Genomic DNA, 15,865 nt, shown 5'->3' on the forward strand with positions numbered 1-15,865 from the left:
ATTAGACTTATTTCAATACATTAATAAATATTTATATTGTTTTTAGTTTAATAATTTATATTATATATAAAATAATATTATTTTATTAATTTGCACTTTGGCTAAACGTAAGAGAAAAACTTAAATATTGGCACTTTCGCGAAGCGTGCCTAAATGGTAAAAACTTTGACGAAGTCTGCAAAGTGAAGGAGGGAAAAATTTGAATAAAACAAATATATAGATTAATATAAAAAATTATTTGTTTAAATTAATATTTGCAGGGCTTTGCCCCACACCCCCACTTCTTTTGTTGCCACAAAGAAGCAAAAAGGCTGCAATATCATAATATTTGACATCTACTCCAAAAAATATTGGCTATAGTATTTGCGTTTTTTCCGACTTTGATGGAGTCCGCAAAGTAACCGAAGGAAGTGTCTGCAACCATATGAAGTACCTTTAGGTATAGGTGCGAAGGCTGTAAAAAGCTGAATAAAATAAAAATTTATATAATAAAATATACTTGGTTTAGATATTTTATTAAAACTTTTGAAAATATATTTAAACTTTATCTAATATAAGTGTTAAATCTTTTTTCTCTATTACAATATTTGCTTCTTTTTTTAAAACTTCTTTAGCACAAAAGGCAGCCTTTTTTTTAGCATATTTAAACATACTTAAATCATTAGCCCCATCACCAACAGCTAAAGTATCATCATAGGAAACATTAAGAAGCTTTTGCAATCTTACAAGCATATCCCCCTTGCTGTTTGAAAACATCATCTCGCCTCCAACTTTTCCTGTAAGTATGTTATTTTTTGTGTGAAAGATATTTGCAAACTCTCCGTCTAAATTAAGCTTATCTGCAAATAGGACAGTTGCATTTTTAAATCCTCCAGAAAAGCATACACATTTATATCCTTTTTTGTGAAGCTCTTGAATAGTTTCTTTTGCACCATTCATTATAGGAAGATTATTACAAATTTCATTAACAGTTTCTAATTTTACTCCTTTAAGTAAGGCAACTCTCATCTCTAAACTTTCAAAAAAATCAATCTCTCCTCTCATTCCTTTTGCAGTAATTTCAGCAATCTCTTTTGCAAAATTAGTTTCTCTTGCAATAATGTCTAGAGTCTCACCGTCCATCAAAGTGGAGTCAAAATCAAAAACTGCTAATTTCATTTATATTTGTCCTTATAGTGTATATCCTGAAGTAAGTTTAATATACTTTGGTTGATGAACTCCATCTATTTGTGATATTTTATCTATCATGTCGCTTTCTATTATTCTGTCAACGTTTATAGCCATTATAGACATATTACTTCCTTTTATATTTTCTGATACATTCATAGAACCAATATTTATTCCGTCGCTTGATAATGTAGTTGCTACTTTTGCTATCATAGCAGGTTGGTTTATATGCGGTACTATTAATATATGAGGCTGAGGTTTTATTATAACATCATAATCATTTAGCTTAACTATTCTTGCGATATTTTTAGCTATTAAAGATACAGATACATTATTAACCTCTTTGTCTGTAGTTAGTTTTACTTTTAATATGCCTGTAAATGTAGAAGGAGTTTCAGATTTTATTGTTTTTACTTCTATTCCTCTTTGCTTTGCAAGATAAGGAGCATTAACATAGTTTACATCTTGAAGCATTGAAGATAATGCACCTTTTAATACTGCTACTTCAAGAGGCTGAATATCTAAATTTATTAATTCTCCCTGTGCTGTTATTTCAAAAGATTTAATTTTGCCTGTTGATATTTGCATTATCATTTCCCCTGCATTTTCTGCGATATTCATATAGTCTTTTACAGGTTCTAATTTTTCAGGATTAAGTGAAGGTATATTAACAGCTGATTCAGTATATCCTCCAGATAATACTTGTTTTATTTGTTTAGCAACATCTAAAGCAACATTAATTTGAGCTTCTTTTGTACTAGCACCAAGATGAGGAGTAAGTATTAAATTATCATTTTTGTATTCAACTAATGGGCAAGTTTCTATCTTTGGTTCATTAACAAAAACATCAACTGCAGCAGCTGCTATAGTGCCGTTTTCTAATGCCTGTTTTAAATCCTCTTCATTAACAAGTCCGCCCCTTGAACAATTTATAATGATAGCATTTTTTTTCATCTTACATAAATTATCTTTGTTTATAATATTATTTGTTTCAGGCGTTTTTGGTATATGAAGAGATAAATAATCAAGTTTAGGTAAAAACTCATCTAAAGAAGTTTCGTATACAGCTCCTACTTTTTGTACAATTTCTTCTGTGGCAAATGGGTCGTATACTATAACTTTCATTCCAATAGAAAGAGCAATATGCACAACCTTTCTTCCAATTCTTCCAAAGCCCATAACTCCTAAAGTCTTTCCAAAAAGTTCATTTCCTGTAAACTTATCTCTGTTCCATTTAGCTTCTTTTGTAGAAACTACAGCAGGAACTATATTTCTTGATATGGCAAGCATTAAAGCAATAGTATGCTCTGATGCTGCAATAGTGTTTCCATCTGGAGAGTTTACTACTATTATTCCTTTCTCTGTAGCAGCTTCAACATCTATATTGTCAACACCAACTCCAGCACGTCCTATAATTTTTAAGTTTTTTCCAGCTTCTATGATTTTTCTTGTTACTTTTGTTTGGCTTCTTACCATTAGAGCATCATATTCGCCTATAATGTTAGTAAGTTCATCTTCGCTCATTGTTGGAAGAAATACAACTTCAGAAACATCTGCTATGATATCTTTAACGCATTCATTTATTTTGTCAGTTATCAAAACTTTCATTGTATAATCTCCATTTAATTTAGTTTGTTATAATTTTTAGTATGTATTTTAAAAACAATAAAATATTAATTTCTTGTTTTTTATATTTATTTTATTAGCATACTATAGTAAAATTTTTTATATAAAAAATTTTATTTGTTTAACTCTTCTATTAATTTTTTAACTCCGCTTCCAACTTCAAATTTATATCCTAGTTTAATTAAGCTTGCTTCCAAAGCACCAACAGCCATTATTAAATCTCTCTCGCATACAAATCCTAAAGTACCTATTCTGAATATTTTATTTTCTAAACTTCCCTGTCCATTAGCTACGATAATATCATAATCATCTTTCAAAGTTTTTCTTATATCTGGAACAGTTATTCCTTCTGGAGGAAGTATTGAAGTGATGGCATAGCTTGCATTATTATCATCTTCTACAAAAAGTTTTAAGCCTATAGTTTTTATAGCAGCTCTTAAAGCAAGAGAAAGTTTTTTATGTCTTTTATTAACATTTTCAATTCCCTCTTCTTTAATCATCTTCAAAGATGTATGAAGTGAGCTTATAAGACTTACTGCAGGTGTAAAAGGTGTAGTATCTTTAGCTAAAGATTTTTTATGCTCTTTCCAATTAAAATAAAAACTAGGATATTTACATTGTTCATGCATTTTAAAAGCTTCTTCGCTTGCAGTTAAAAATGAAAGCCCTGGAGCTATCATAAATCCTTTTTGAGAGCCTGATAATGCAACATCGATATTCCATTCATCAGTTTTAAACTCCATAGCACATAAACTTGTTATACCATCAACTACAGATAATGCACCATGTTTTTTTATTATAGAACATAGTGTTTTTACATCATTAGCAGCACCTGTAGAAGTTTCACTATGAGTGAGTGTTACTATTTTTATGTCTTTGTTTTTATTTAAAGCTTCTTCAAGCATTTGAGGTTTAATTACTTCACCAAGAGGTACTTCTAGTTTTATTACTTCTGCGCCTCTGCTTTCTGCAATTTTTGCCCATCTTGCTCCAAAGTTTCCAATCACTAAGCATAGTACTTTGTCTCCCTCATTAACTATATTTTCTAATGCAGCACACATTGCCCCAGTGCCGCTTGCTGTAAACAAAAATATATCATTTTTAGTTTGAAACACATATTTTAAATCTTCGTAAACTTCTTTTAATATGTTTGAAAATTCTTTGCTTCTATGTGCCATAGGGTGTTTGGCCATTTCTATTAAAGCAGATTCTGGTACTGGTGTAGGTCCTGGTATCAATTAAAAAAGTTTTGTCTCTCATAGTATAATCTCCTAAAAATACTCTGTTGTGGTATATTTAGATATTATATTACTTTATACATATTTTACAATACTGTATTTAGTAATATTTTAAATAATTTTTATATATTTATTTTTCACTTATGAAATAAATATTTTAATTTAAATCCGATGTGCAATTTGGACATTTTATAGCTTTAATATTTATATTAGAATAACAGTAGGGGCATACTTTAATTTCTTTTTTATCTTCTTTCTTTTCTTTTGGCATTTTTTCTTGTATTTTATTTACAGCTTTTATTATTATAAATATTGAAATAGCTGTTATTATAAAACTTATTATAGCATTAAAAAACATTCCAACACTTATAACAACAGCACCAGCATTTTTGGCCATCTCTAATGAAGTGTATGGACCTTGATTTTCTATTCCTTTTTTTATAACTATAAATATATTAGAAAAATCTATACCGCTAAGCATTAAGCCTATTGGAGGCATTAAAATATCTTCTACGAATGAGTTTACTATTTTACTAAAAGCAGAACCTATTATAATACCAATAGACATATCTATTACACTTCCACGCATTATAAAATTTTTAAACTCTTTGAGCATAAATTATACTCCTTAATTTTACTGTTATGTAATTATATAATATATTTAAAATTATTGTATTAGTTATGATACATTTATTTTTAGTAGTGTTATTTATAGTATTAAAAGTCTACAAAGCTCTATTTTTTGTGTATATAAATAATACATATATTAAAATAACAATTTAGTATATTTATGAAAAGATATTCTAAATGTATAAAAAATATACAATATGCTAAATAATGTCTGGCATGATTCTTGCATAATATATAGTGTAGCAAAAATAAAAAATGCTGCTTACTATTATTGATTGAAAAAAGGAGATTTGGTTATGTCAAGAATATTTTTACCTGCTTTACATTCTATATTAGATGATTTTGATAATTTTTCTAATTTTTATAATGAAGAAAATAGCGTTTCTAAATATAGCGATTACAAGATAGAGGAGAATGATAATAGCTATACTATAGAAATGGATATGCCTGGTGTAAGAAAAGAGGATTTGGATATTGGTATAAAAGAGAATATGCTTTCAATATATGCTGAGAGAAAGAGAATGTCAAAAACTGATGAGAAAGAAGAAGTTGTTTCAAAATATGAACAAAGCTTTAATATTAGCGTGAAAGGAATAGATATTGAAAACATTTCTGCTAATTTTGAGAATGGTGTTTTAACTCTTACTCTTCCAAAAAAAGAAGAAGTTAAGTATGAGAAAAAAATAGAAATAGCTTAAAAAATAATATAAAAAATAAAGGAGATTAGTATTATGTCAAGAATGTTTTTTCCAATGTTTAATAATAGATGTCATAGAGGGGAGGGTTGTATGAGAGATTATTCTTTGTATCAAAGAAATTATAAAATATATGAAGATGATAATGGCTATACAATAGAGATGGATATGCCTGGAGTAAAAAAATCAGATTTAGAGATTGGAGTAAAAGAGAACATACTTTCAATATATGCTGAGAGAAAGAAAGTTATAAAAAGTGAAGAGGGTGATAAAGAAGAAGTTGTTTCAAAATATGAGCAGAGCTTTAACATAAGCGATAAATCAATAGATGTTGATAATATAGCTGCTAATTTTGAAAATGGCGTATTAATTCTTACTCTTCCAAAGAAAGAAGAAGTCAAGTATGAGAAAAGAATAGAAATAGCTTAAAAAATATATTGCCTTATGGATGCATGCATTATAAATGCATGCATTTTTTATTTTAAAATAATTTAACTTTTAAAATATTGCGTGGCTTTGTTCTTAACAAAATACACACCGTGCATCACCCCGATTCTTTTGCAGATAGGCACCTACTCGGTACGACCGTAGGAAGAGCCTTCGGTATTGGTATAAAAGAACCAAAAGAACTGCATTTAACAAAATATATCTTTAGGTATATATTAAATTTTAGATATTATATTATATTATATTATATTATATTATATTATATTATATTGAAGATATATTGTAAAATGTAAAGTTATAGTATTTGTCTTTTTGCAACTTTGATGAAGCCCGCACCGCGACCGAAGGAAGTGCCTGTGCTGCGAAGGCGGGAAAAAGTTAAATAAAATATATAATTGATAATTGTTTGAGTATATATTTTTTATAATTTAAATATAAAGTTAGTAAGTAGTTTTGAAATATTATATTAATTAAATAATATAATCGTTAGCGATGCTTCTTAATCTTTTAGCTCCAAGTACATGGAAATGTCTTAGTTTTCTTAATGTTTCACTAGAGAATGTATTTAATGGTACATAAACTATCTCTACTTTTGTTGTCATTTTAGCAAACTCTTTTAATATGTTTGAAGGCGGAGTAGGAGCAACATAACCTAAATATTTATCCACAGAATAAACTATAGCAGTATACAATAACAAATCAGCATAATTTCTCACTATACCGTCTTTTTTAAGTCTAGCATATTCTCTCCATACATCATACGGAGCTTGCGGAGGCATTAATGAAGCGTACCCTCCAAAAAAGCATTTTGATATACCAGGGCCAACTAAAGTGTTACCTGGCTCTGTTGAATAAAGTATTAAATCGCTGTCATCATGTGCTTCGCTATACCAAACTATATTCCAATCATAATTTTCATCATGTTCCTCATCAAATATTACAACCATATGCCCAATATTACCTTTTATTTTGGGAATCTCTTTAACATATATCTCTTTTTTATAATAATTTCTTATAGTCTCACGCATATCAATACCGTCTTTAATGCTCACCTTAAAAGGCTCTATTTTTGCTTTATCTTCTGTAAGCATGTTTCTAATTTTGTTTCTAAGTATGTTCATATGCTTTTCCATAAGTACATCTTCAGGTATATGCGAAAGTAAATTAGTTCTCTTATTCCAAGTGTCAGCCCATTCACCGTCATATTTTTCTTTTGGTCTGGTTGTAACATGAACTTTCTTAAAAGAAGTTTTCCATATATTGTCATATTGATGAAGCTTTATTTTTTTGTCTTTTAATAAACCTTCCATTCCATTAGTAGCAGGGTCGCGGTTTAATTTTATTGTAGGATAATCTTCATCTTCATCTGTGTAGTAAGGATAATATTCCATACCTTCCATTACTTCCAAAGCATAATCATTATTAATCATGCACTTTGAAGCTGTAAGCATATCTATATAATCTGGAAGAATATAATTGTCTAATATGCATAAGTTTCTTAAATACTTCATCATATTCTTTTGCTGCAGCATAGATATAGGAAGCTTGTATCTTAATTTAGCCTCTCTAAAAAATACTTTCTATAATTTCTATTTTATCAAACTTCTCTAATTCATTGTTTCTGTATTTCTCATACATATAAGAAGTAAATGGAAACTCTCCAAGTACTTTATTTATAGAGTTTTTATGTATATTAAATATTTTATTGTTATCTTCACTATATTCAATTTTTTCATTATCAATTTCGTTTTTATCTTTTTTAAGTAAATTTAAAATATTATCCCAATGCGACATTCCGCAAACAAATAATATTCTTTCATGCTTTTGAGAGATATTAGCTAATTCTCTAGCCATAAATAATTCTCTCTCTTCATCTGTTTTAGTTTTTACAAATGAATAATTGTTTTTAACTTCATTATAAAAACTTTCAAGTCCAATTTTATTTAATAAATAATCATCAGGCATAAGATAATGAGAGTTAGTATTTATTGATGTAATATCTTTATCTATTGTATATAACGGAAGCTCTTCATCTATTGAAAGCCTTATAGCTTCTATAATAGAATCGCAAGGGTCAATAGGTATATAAACAGCTTCATTTTCTATTTCTCTTATAATCAAGCTAATAAATGGAAGTCTAGCAACAGCATTCTTTAGAGATTTATAAAAGTTCAAAGGTTGCTCTACAACTATAGCATCAGGCTTAAAATTGTAAAAAGCTTCCCTCACAGCTAAAGCAAAATATACTCTTGAATGTATAGAGGGAATAGCTAAAATATTATTATATCTTAAAACATTAGAATCAATATTAACTATATTACTCATAAAAAATTAATCAAAAAAAGAATCAATTATACTGTCAAGATTGCTAGTGTCTTCTAAATAAGTATCACAAACATCGCAAGTCTCTTGAGGTATTTTATCTTTTATAAATAAGTCAGTAGTAAGAGCAGGACAAGAAGAACTAGGTAATTTACCGCTTCTTGCACACACTTCTAATCTCACAACATTTTCAGGCTGAGAATACCAAGTAGGTTTTATATCTTTTAATGCAGCCACCATATATTTACCCCAAATAGGAGCAGCAACTCTTCCTCCAACTTGATGGTTACCAAGAGAATATTTGAAAGAGTCAAAACCAATCCATATACCAGTAGTAAGTTCAGGAGTGTATCCTACAAACCAAGCATCTTTCCAGTCATTTGAAGTACCAGTTTTACCAGCACCTCTTCTAGTAAATCCTGCCTCATACATAGCACTAGTAGCAGTACCTCCTCTAAGTACACCAGCTAATATATCACTAATCATGTAAGCTACTTCTTCGCTCATTACCTGCTTAGCTCCGCCTTTAAGAGTAATTTCTCTTTTTAATTCCTCTTCAAAATTATCCATCATAACGCCGTATCTGTCTGTAACATATCTTATAAGTATAGGCTCAACTTCTTTTCCCTTGTTTGCTATAGTAGCAAAACCTGTAGTAAGTTCTAATGGAGTAAATAAACCTGTACCAAGACCCAATGTTAAATCTGGGTTAAACATTCTTTTAGACTTAGCATCATCAGGCTGTGCTTTAAATATAGGCTCTACATATCTTATAGTATTTGTAATACCAACATAATTTACAACATTTACAGTAGCAATATTAAGCGAAACAGCTAAAGCATATCTTAAGCTAACATCTCCTTTGAAGTTTCCAGAATAGTTTTTTGGTATCCATACCTTTCCTTCTTCGCCTTCTTCAGGAACAAATCCAATAGGAGCATCGCTTACTATAGTTGCAGGGTTATAGTTAGTAATGTCCATAGAAGCAGCATATACAAAAGGTTTGAATGCACTTCCTGCCTGTCTTCTTGCTTGTGTTGCTCTGTTAAATTGGTTTCTTGGAGTGAATCCTGAACCGCCAACCATTGAAACTATATATCCGTTTCTTGGGTCTATTGCAACTAATGCTCCTTCTATTTGACGTGATAATTCTGCCTCATCTGCTTTCATTACTTCCATCATAATATCATTAACTTCTTCCATACCAAACATATCTGAGATAAGTGCTAATGAACTTGATGTGTCTTGGTTTAGAAGCGAGCGTACTGATATAGAGAATTTATTTCTTGCCATATTTTCTGGAAGCTCAAAGAGTAAAGAAAGCATTTCTACTTTATCTATAAGCTCTCTGTCATAAATAGTGCTTATATCCATAGAGCCGCCTTCGTATTTATCATTATATTCTTTTAATGCTTCTGTTAATAATTTTTGTGCAGCTTCCTGTTTTTCTATATCTATAGTAGTATATATTTTTAATCCGTCTTCTTTTAATGCTTTTTCTCCATATTTATCAATCAATTCTCTTCTAACATATTCTGTAATATATGGAGCTCTGTCTATTGAAGCACTGTAAGCAGTAGAACCTCTTCTTCCTATTTTTCCGCTATAAGAAGCCCAGAATTCTTTGTAGGCATTATCTGCTTCATCTTTGCTTATAAACTTCAAATCTGTCATTCTTTTTAAAACAACTTTATGTCTGCTCATAGATATATTTGGATTATTGATAGGGGAGTATGTGTTTGGAGAAGGCGGAAGTGTTGCAAGCATAGCACATTCTGCTAAATCCAAATCCTCTACATTCTTATTAAAATAAAATCTGCTTGCTGCCTGTACGCCATAAACAGAATGACCAAAAAATATTTGATTGAAATATAATGTTACTATTTCTTCTTTAGTTAATCTTTTTTCTATTTGAAATGTTACCCATATCTCTTTTAATTTTCTTATGATAGTTCTTTCTCTAGATTTTAATACTATCCCTCTTGCTACCTGCTGAGTTAAAGTACTTGCTCCTCTTGGTCTTTTACCAACTATCATGTTTCCAAGAGTGCCTCTAAATATACCTATTATATCTATACCATTATGTTTCATAAAATTATTATCTTCCATAGATATAATTGCTTCTATAAGATGAGGGGGTAAATCTTTATATTCTACTAATGCTCTTTGTTCTGAGAAAAACTCTGATATAACTTCGCCTTTTATATCATATATTTTTGTTGGTATTGTTGGTTTATATAATTCTACCGCTTGAACGTCTGGCTGTCTTATAATATCTGCTATTAAAAAAGCAAATACTAAAGTGCCTATAGAAAATATGACAACTAATACTGCTATATATATTTTTATAAATTTATTAAGGTTTACTGTATGATATTTATTTTTTAAATTAGATAGTTTTGTTTTAAAAAAATCTTTTGCTTTCAATTTTTTATCCTAAATGTTTTAAAATTATTCTATATATTATAAAACAATTATTCAATTAATCAAGCATATAAATTTTAATTGATTTTTAAAAAATTATAAAATTTTGGTTATTAATAGAGTAATATCATCAAATTGGGCAATCTCATCTCTAAATGTAACAGTTTCTTCTACTATATCATCTAATAATTCTTTAGGTTTATCATAGTCATTTTTAAGCAATTCTTTTAACCTATCTTCTCCATAAACTTCATCAAACCTATTGAAAGTATCAGTTACTCCGTCTGTGAATAATACTATTGTATCATCTGAAGAATATGATATTTTATTATTTATATAAGTTTCATTTTTTACAAATCCTAATGGTTTGCCTTTTGTATGCATTTCTTCTATTATTTTTGTATTTGAAGAATCATCTTTTCTAACTAAATATTGAGGCAAATGTCCGGCATTAGAGTAGGTTAAAGTTTTATTTTTTGTATCTATTACAAGTAAAAAACAAGTAACAAACATTCCGTTTTTAGAATCTTCATAAATATGTTTGTTAGTATATTTTAATATGCTTGCAGGGTCATCTATTTGAGAGAAATAAACTCTTAATATAGACCTTGTCATAGTCATAAAGAAACCAGCACCTAAACCTTTACCTGATACATCAGCTATTATAAGAGCATATTTACTGCTGCTTATTTTTATATAATCATAAAAGTCGCCTCCAACGTTTTTACTCGGTATGCTTATTGCAGCAATATCAAATAAATTATCATTTGGAAAATGTGTTGGAAGTACACTTTTTTGTAATTGCTCTGTATAGTTAATCTCTTCTGTGAGGGATTCTTTTATTTTAGATTCTTCAGATAAAAGCACATGCATATAATTTTCACCTAATTGCTGAGCCAACATTTCTAATAACATCAAATTACTTAAATTATATGCTTTATTAATGTTTCTTTCTGTAGCACATAAAAAGCCTATTATTTCATCTTTTATAATTATTGGTGCTGCTATAAAACTTTCTCTTTTATATCTTAATGATTTGTTTGGCTTGAATCTATGGTCTTTAGAAACATTAACCGAATAAACAGCTTTTTTCGTTTTTAATATTTCTGCAAGCACATTGTCTTCTACAGTAACTGCACCATATTGTAAAACATCTTCATCAATACCTATTGCAGCTTTAAATTTAAATACACCATTTTCTTTTAATATTACTGAAACTCTATGTGCCTCAAAAGCTTCGCATACTATGCTAATATTATTGTTTAATATTTCATCAACTGTCTCGCATCTATTAATAGATATAGACATTTCATATAAAGCAGCTACTTCATATGCTCTCGATTGTGCTTTCTCATAATTAATTTTATTTACTAAAGATAAAGATACTAAATGAGCAAAAGACTTCATTAATATAGTATCTTTTTCTACAAAATTACCATTTTTTTTATTTAATAAAAATATTGCCGCTATATTTCTCTTTCTAATTTTTACAGGTACAAATAATATATTTTTTAATTCATCTCCTATCATATCTTTTATAGGGACGAAATTTGAATCTTCTTTGGGGTCATTAGAATATAATGAAGCTGATGTAGTATAAGCTCTTACTGCTATTGGTTTATCATTATCTATAATAGAGCCAAAAAAATTATTGCCAAGAGGACCTATAGACATTTCGAAGTTTAGGTTATTTAATTCTTGGTCTACTAGATATAAAAGTATTGTATTTGAATTCATAACGGCTTTTATTTCAGATATAAGAGTTATTAAACTTTCTTCATAATCTGTTGAAGAATTCATTTTTTTTATGATATTAGAAAACACCTCAATTTGTTTTTCAGGGTTATCCATTATTTCATTTATATTCACTAAAACCTCTACATATTAGCCGTTTGAGATAGATTATATCATAGTGTGTTTTATAGTCAATAATATAATATATTTTTATAAAATAATAATTTTGTAAAATTGACAAATATTTTTATGTTTAGTGTTAATTTAATTATTGATAAGATATGTTATGTATTTTTCATTATGATAGAAAATTTTTTAGTAAATATTATATAAAGAATTATTTATGACTTTGAAGTGAAAAGCAATGTAAAAAGTTATTAAAACTTGAAATATAAAAGTTAGTAAATTATAGATTCATACATTAATTATTGATAATTATATTTTATATAGATGTATGATTTATATATATGTATTTTTATTTGTTTTCTATAGTCTTTTTTATCATCAATTTGTGCATAATAAACATTAATGCTAAAATTAATATTAAATAAAAAGGAAGCAAAGATATTGATATATGATTTGCAATGTAACCGAATAATGGAGGCATTGCAAGAGTACCTATATAAGCACTAGCCATTTGTACTCCTATTATAGCCTGAGAATTTTCTGCACCAAAATTATAAGGAGTTGAATGTATAATAGAAGGATATATTGGTGCACAGCCTAAACCTGTAATTATAAAACCTATCAAAGATACAGTATTTACAGTAGGAATAATCATTAATATTATGCCTATAAGAATTAGAGATTCTCCTAATACTATCATTTGATTATCATTTAACTTCATTGTGATAAATCCTGATATAGCTCTTCCAATAGTGATACCTATATAAAATAAACTTCCAAATGAAGCTGCTGTTTTTATATCTACTCCTTTATATATATTTAGATAACTGCTTGCCCATAATCCTGTTGTAGCTTCAAGGGCACAATAGCAAAAAAAACATATCATAATTTCTTTTGCCCCTTTTATTTTTATTATTTCTATTAGGCTTAAGGTTTTTGTGTTTATTTTTTCTTTATTTTCTTTATCATTTTTATTCCATAAAGGAAGGCTAAAAAATAAAATGGCTGTAAGCACAATCTGCATTATTGATATATATCTGTATCCTGCATTCCAATTATTATTAGTGATAGCATAACCCATTATATAAGGTCCTATTGTTGCTCCTATTCCCCACATACAATGAAGCCAGCTCATATGTTTGCTTTCATAATGAAGGGCTACATAATTATTTAAAGAAGCATCTACACTTCCTGCACCTAATCCATAAGGTATAGCCCAAACACAAAGAAATAAATATGAATGAGTAATAGAAAATCCAAAAAGTGCAGCAGCTGTCATTGCTACACTAAATGCTGTTATTTTTCCTGCTCCGAATTTTTTGGTTAATCTATCGCTTTGCAAACTAGAAATTATAGTTCCTACGGATATAATCATTGATATTATACCAGCATAAGAAATTGCTACATTGAATTCTTTATACATACTAGGCCAAGCAGAACCAAGCAAAGCATCTGGAAGTCCTAAACTAATAAAAGATAAATATATAATAGAAAGAAGTAAATTAACCATATTAATATCCATAATTTTATTTTGATATTATAAGGCAAATAATTTTTTATTAAATACCTATTGTATTAAATAGTTAATAAATTTATTATTTATGTAATAATAATAAAATTGACAAATATTTTTATGTTTAGTATTATATAATTAATAATAAATATTAAGGATAAATATATTGAAGATAAAAGATATTGGTTTTGACGAATATTTTGAAAAGTTAGCATTAGAAAGTTTGAAAATTAATTCTTTAAAAGAAATCAATAACGAAGAACTTGTGCCTGCAAGAGTGATAAGAATTAATAAAAGATATTATACTTTGTTCTCTGATGAAGGTGAGTTTTTAGCAAGAATTAAAGGAAAGATTAGATATAACTCCGAAGTACAAAGTGAGCTTCCTGTTGTTGGTGATTGGGTATTAATGAAAAAGTCGGATAATAATGCTTTTATTGATACTATTCTCACTAGAAAAAATATTTTATATAGAAAAGCCAATGTCAAGAAAAATGATATTCAAGCTATTGTAAGCAATATTGATTATGCTTTTATTATAGTAGGAATTGATAATGAAATGCCTATGTCTGCTATTGCTAGATATTTATCTGTAGTTCACACTTCTGGTATTAAACCAATAATTGCAATAAGTAAAATAGATTTGTATGAAGATGCTGAATATAAAGAATTATTAGCTACTATAAAAGAAACTTATCCTAATGAAACCGCATTTGCTTACAGTTCAAAAACAGGAAAAAACGCTGATACATTTTTAAAATATATTAAGAAAGATACTTCATCAGTTTTTATAGGGGCCTCTGGTGCTGGAAAATCTACTATTATTAATTATCTTTTGAAAGATGAGAAAATGAAAACTCAAGAGGTGAGAGAGTACGATTTTAAAGGAATGCATACTACAACACATAGAGAGCTTTTAGTTTTAGAGAGCGGAGGCGTTGTAATAGATACTCCGGGTTTAAGAAATTTAGGTTTATGGGAAGATGATAAAGGTATAAAGAAAACTTTTGAAGATTTGGAAGAGTATGCTAAAAAATGTAAGTTTAAAGACTGTACGCATCAGCATGAACCAGATTGTTATATATTGGAGCTTCTTGAAAACGATGAGATACCTTATGAGAGATATGATGCTTATATAACGCTTCTCAATGAAAATAGAGAATTACAAAAAAGTTCTATAGAGATAAAGAAAGACAGAAAAATGGCTACTTAAAAAAATCACTAAACATAGAAATAATTATAAAAAGATGAATGCAAAAAATAAGAAATAATGCAGATTTTTATAATTATATTTAATCAAAAAAAATATAATGAAATTCTTTCAATGTAAATTAATTTTATTTGTCTCTCTATATATAAGCCAAAACGTAAATTTACTACAAATTTTATTTACAAAAAATTGACAAACTCTGTTGCATTTATTATACTATTTTTATAATGTGTGTTTTATAAATTAAACGGAGTTTTTTATGAAAAAAATTATTATTTTGATAATGCTTTTTAGTTTATCTTTATTTGCTCAAAGAAAGATGACTCCATTGATGGAAGCTTTAGAGAAAAAAGATAGCAAAAGAGCAATAGAACTTATAAACTCAGGGGCGGATATTAACACAAAAGACAGAATGGGAGAGACGCCATTAATAGAGGCAGCTGAAGAAGGACTTACAGAAGTTGTTAGCCTTTTAATAGAAAAGAAAGCAGATTTAAATGCTGTAAATGTTAGAAAGAGAACTGCTTTAAATAGAGCTTCATATAAAGGTTATACTGAAATAGTGCGTATGTTGGTGAATGCTGGTGCTGATATTAATATCAAAGATAAATACGGAAAAACAGCATTAAGCTATGCAAGCGAAAGAGGACATCAGAATATAGTTGAAATTTTAAAAGCAGCTGGTGCAAAATAATTTAATAAAATAATATTTTTAAAATAGTATTTACTAAAT

General features: G+C 28.3%; 10 protein-coding genes and 2 pseudogenes. 4 read left to right on the forward strand and 8 right to left on the reverse strand.

Translation table 11 applies throughout. The features are described 5' to 3' along the window. Nucleotides 1-537: 537 nt before the first annotated feature. The 4 genes from serB to mscL form a co-directional block, all read right to left on the reverse strand. Entirely contained in the window at nucleotides 538-1,158 is a 621-nt protein-coding gene (gene serB, locus BPP43_RS01150) for a phosphoserine phosphatase SerB (protein ID WP_015273908.1), read from the reverse strand. Between the two features lie 12 nt (nucleotides 1,159-1,170). Next, nucleotides 1,171-2,775, reverse strand: a complete 1,605-nt coding sequence (gene serA, locus BPP43_RS01155; protein WP_015273909.1) for a phosphoglycerate dehydrogenase — start codon at nucleotides 2,773-2,775, stop codon at nucleotides 1,171-1,173. A gap of 131 nt (nucleotides 2,776-2,906) precedes the next feature. Then, nucleotides 2,907-4,031 carry a pyridoxal-phosphate-dependent aminotransferase family protein gene (locus tag BPP43_RS01160; protein WP_015273910.1) on the reverse strand — a complete coding sequence of 375 codons (1,125 nt, stop codon included), beginning with the start codon at nucleotides 4,029-4,031 and terminating at the stop codon, nucleotides 2,907-2,909. Nucleotides 4,032-4,188: 157 nt separating this feature from the next. Beyond that, nucleotides 4,189-4,647, reverse strand: a complete 459-nt coding sequence (gene mscL, locus BPP43_RS01165) for a large conductance mechanosensitive channel protein MscL (protein ID WP_013243324.1) — start codon at nucleotides 4,645-4,647, stop codon at nucleotides 4,189-4,191. A gap of 310 nt (nucleotides 4,648-4,957) precedes the next feature. Here mscL and BPP43_RS01170 point away from each other — a divergent pair, with 310 nt between their 5' ends. Then, a complete protein-coding gene (locus tag BPP43_RS01170) occupies nucleotides 4,958-5,359 on the forward strand; it encodes an Hsp20/alpha crystallin family protein (protein WP_014933304.1) in 402 nt (133 codons plus the stop codon). 33 nt (nucleotides 5,360-5,392) lie between these two features. After that, on the forward strand, nucleotides 5,393-5,785 hold the full coding sequence (locus BPP43_RS01175) for an Hsp20/alpha crystallin family protein (protein ID WP_015273911.1): 393 nt from the start codon (nucleotides 5,393-5,395) through the stop codon (nucleotides 5,783-5,785). A 488-nt stretch (nucleotides 5,786-6,273) separates the two neighbouring features. Here BPP43_RS01175 and BPP43_RS12510 read toward each other — a convergent pair. From BPP43_RS12510 to BPP43_RS01195, 4 genes and pseudogenes are all read right to left on the reverse strand, one after another. Further along, nucleotides 6,274-8,128 (reverse strand): annotated as a pseudogene (locus tag BPP43_RS12510) (conjugal transfer protein TraB). Between the two features lie 6 nt (nucleotides 8,129-8,134). Continuing rightward, nucleotides 8,135-10,552, reverse strand: coding sequence for a penicillin-binding protein 1A (locus BPP43_RS01185; protein WP_013243318.1), 2,418 nt, complete (start codon nucleotides 10,550-10,552; stop codon nucleotides 8,135-8,137). A 93-nt stretch (nucleotides 10,553-10,645) separates the two neighbouring features. Further along, nucleotides 10,646-12,418, reverse strand: a complete 1,773-nt coding sequence (locus tag BPP43_RS01190) for a SpoIIE family protein phosphatase (RefSeq protein WP_014933298.1) — start codon at nucleotides 12,416-12,418, stop codon at nucleotides 10,646-10,648. Between the two features lie 340 nt (nucleotides 12,419-12,758). Beyond that, nucleotides 12,759-13,919 (reverse strand): MFS transporter, encoded by a 1,161-nt coding sequence (locus BPP43_RS01195; RefSeq protein ID WP_015273912.1) that lies wholly within the window; start codon nucleotides 13,917-13,919, stop codon nucleotides 12,759-12,761. A gap of 169 nt (nucleotides 13,920-14,088) precedes the next feature. Here BPP43_RS01195 and rsgA point away from each other — a divergent pair. After that, nucleotides 14,089-15,193, forward strand: a pseudogene (gene rsgA, locus BPP43_RS01200) (ribosome small subunit-dependent GTPase A). A gap of 198 nt (nucleotides 15,194-15,391) precedes the next feature. After that, a complete protein-coding gene (locus BPP43_RS01205; protein WP_015273914.1) occupies nucleotides 15,392-15,826 on the forward strand; it encodes an ankyrin repeat domain-containing protein in 435 nt (144 codons plus the stop codon). The last annotated feature ends 39 nt before the right edge of the window (nucleotides 15,827-15,865 follow it).

Source organism: Brachyspira pilosicoli P43/6/78 (assembly GCF_000325665.1).
In the GTDB taxonomy this organism is placed as follows: Bacteria; Spirochaetota; Brachyspiria; order Brachyspirales; family Brachyspiraceae; genus Brachyspira; species Brachyspira pilosicoli.

Coding starts and splice junctions, on each gene's coding strand:
- BPP43_RS01175 (WP_015273911.1), top strand. CDS start 5,393: ATGTCAAGAATGTTTTTTCCAATGTTTAATAATAGATGTCATAGAGGG.
- mscL (WP_013243324.1), bottom strand. CDS start 4,647: ATGCTCAAAGAGTTTAAAAATTTTATAATGCGTGGAAGTGTAATAGAT.
- BPP43_RS01170 (WP_014933304.1), top strand. CDS start 4,958: ATGTCAAGAATATTTTTACCTGCTTTACATTCTATATTAGATGATTTT.
- BPP43_RS01205 (WP_015273914.1), top strand. CDS start 15,392: ATGAAAAAAATTATTATTTTGATAATGCTTTTTAGTTTATCTTTATTT.
- BPP43_RS01195 (WP_015273912.1), bottom strand. CDS start 13,919: ATGGTTAATTTACTTCTTTCTATTATATATTTATCTTTTATTAGTTTA.
- serB (WP_015273908.1), bottom strand. CDS start 1,158: ATGAAATTAGCAGTTTTTGATTTTGACTCCACTTTGATGGACGGTGAG.
- serA (WP_015273909.1), bottom strand. CDS start 2,775: ATGAAAGTTTTGATAACTGACAAAATAAATGAATGCGTTAAAGATATC.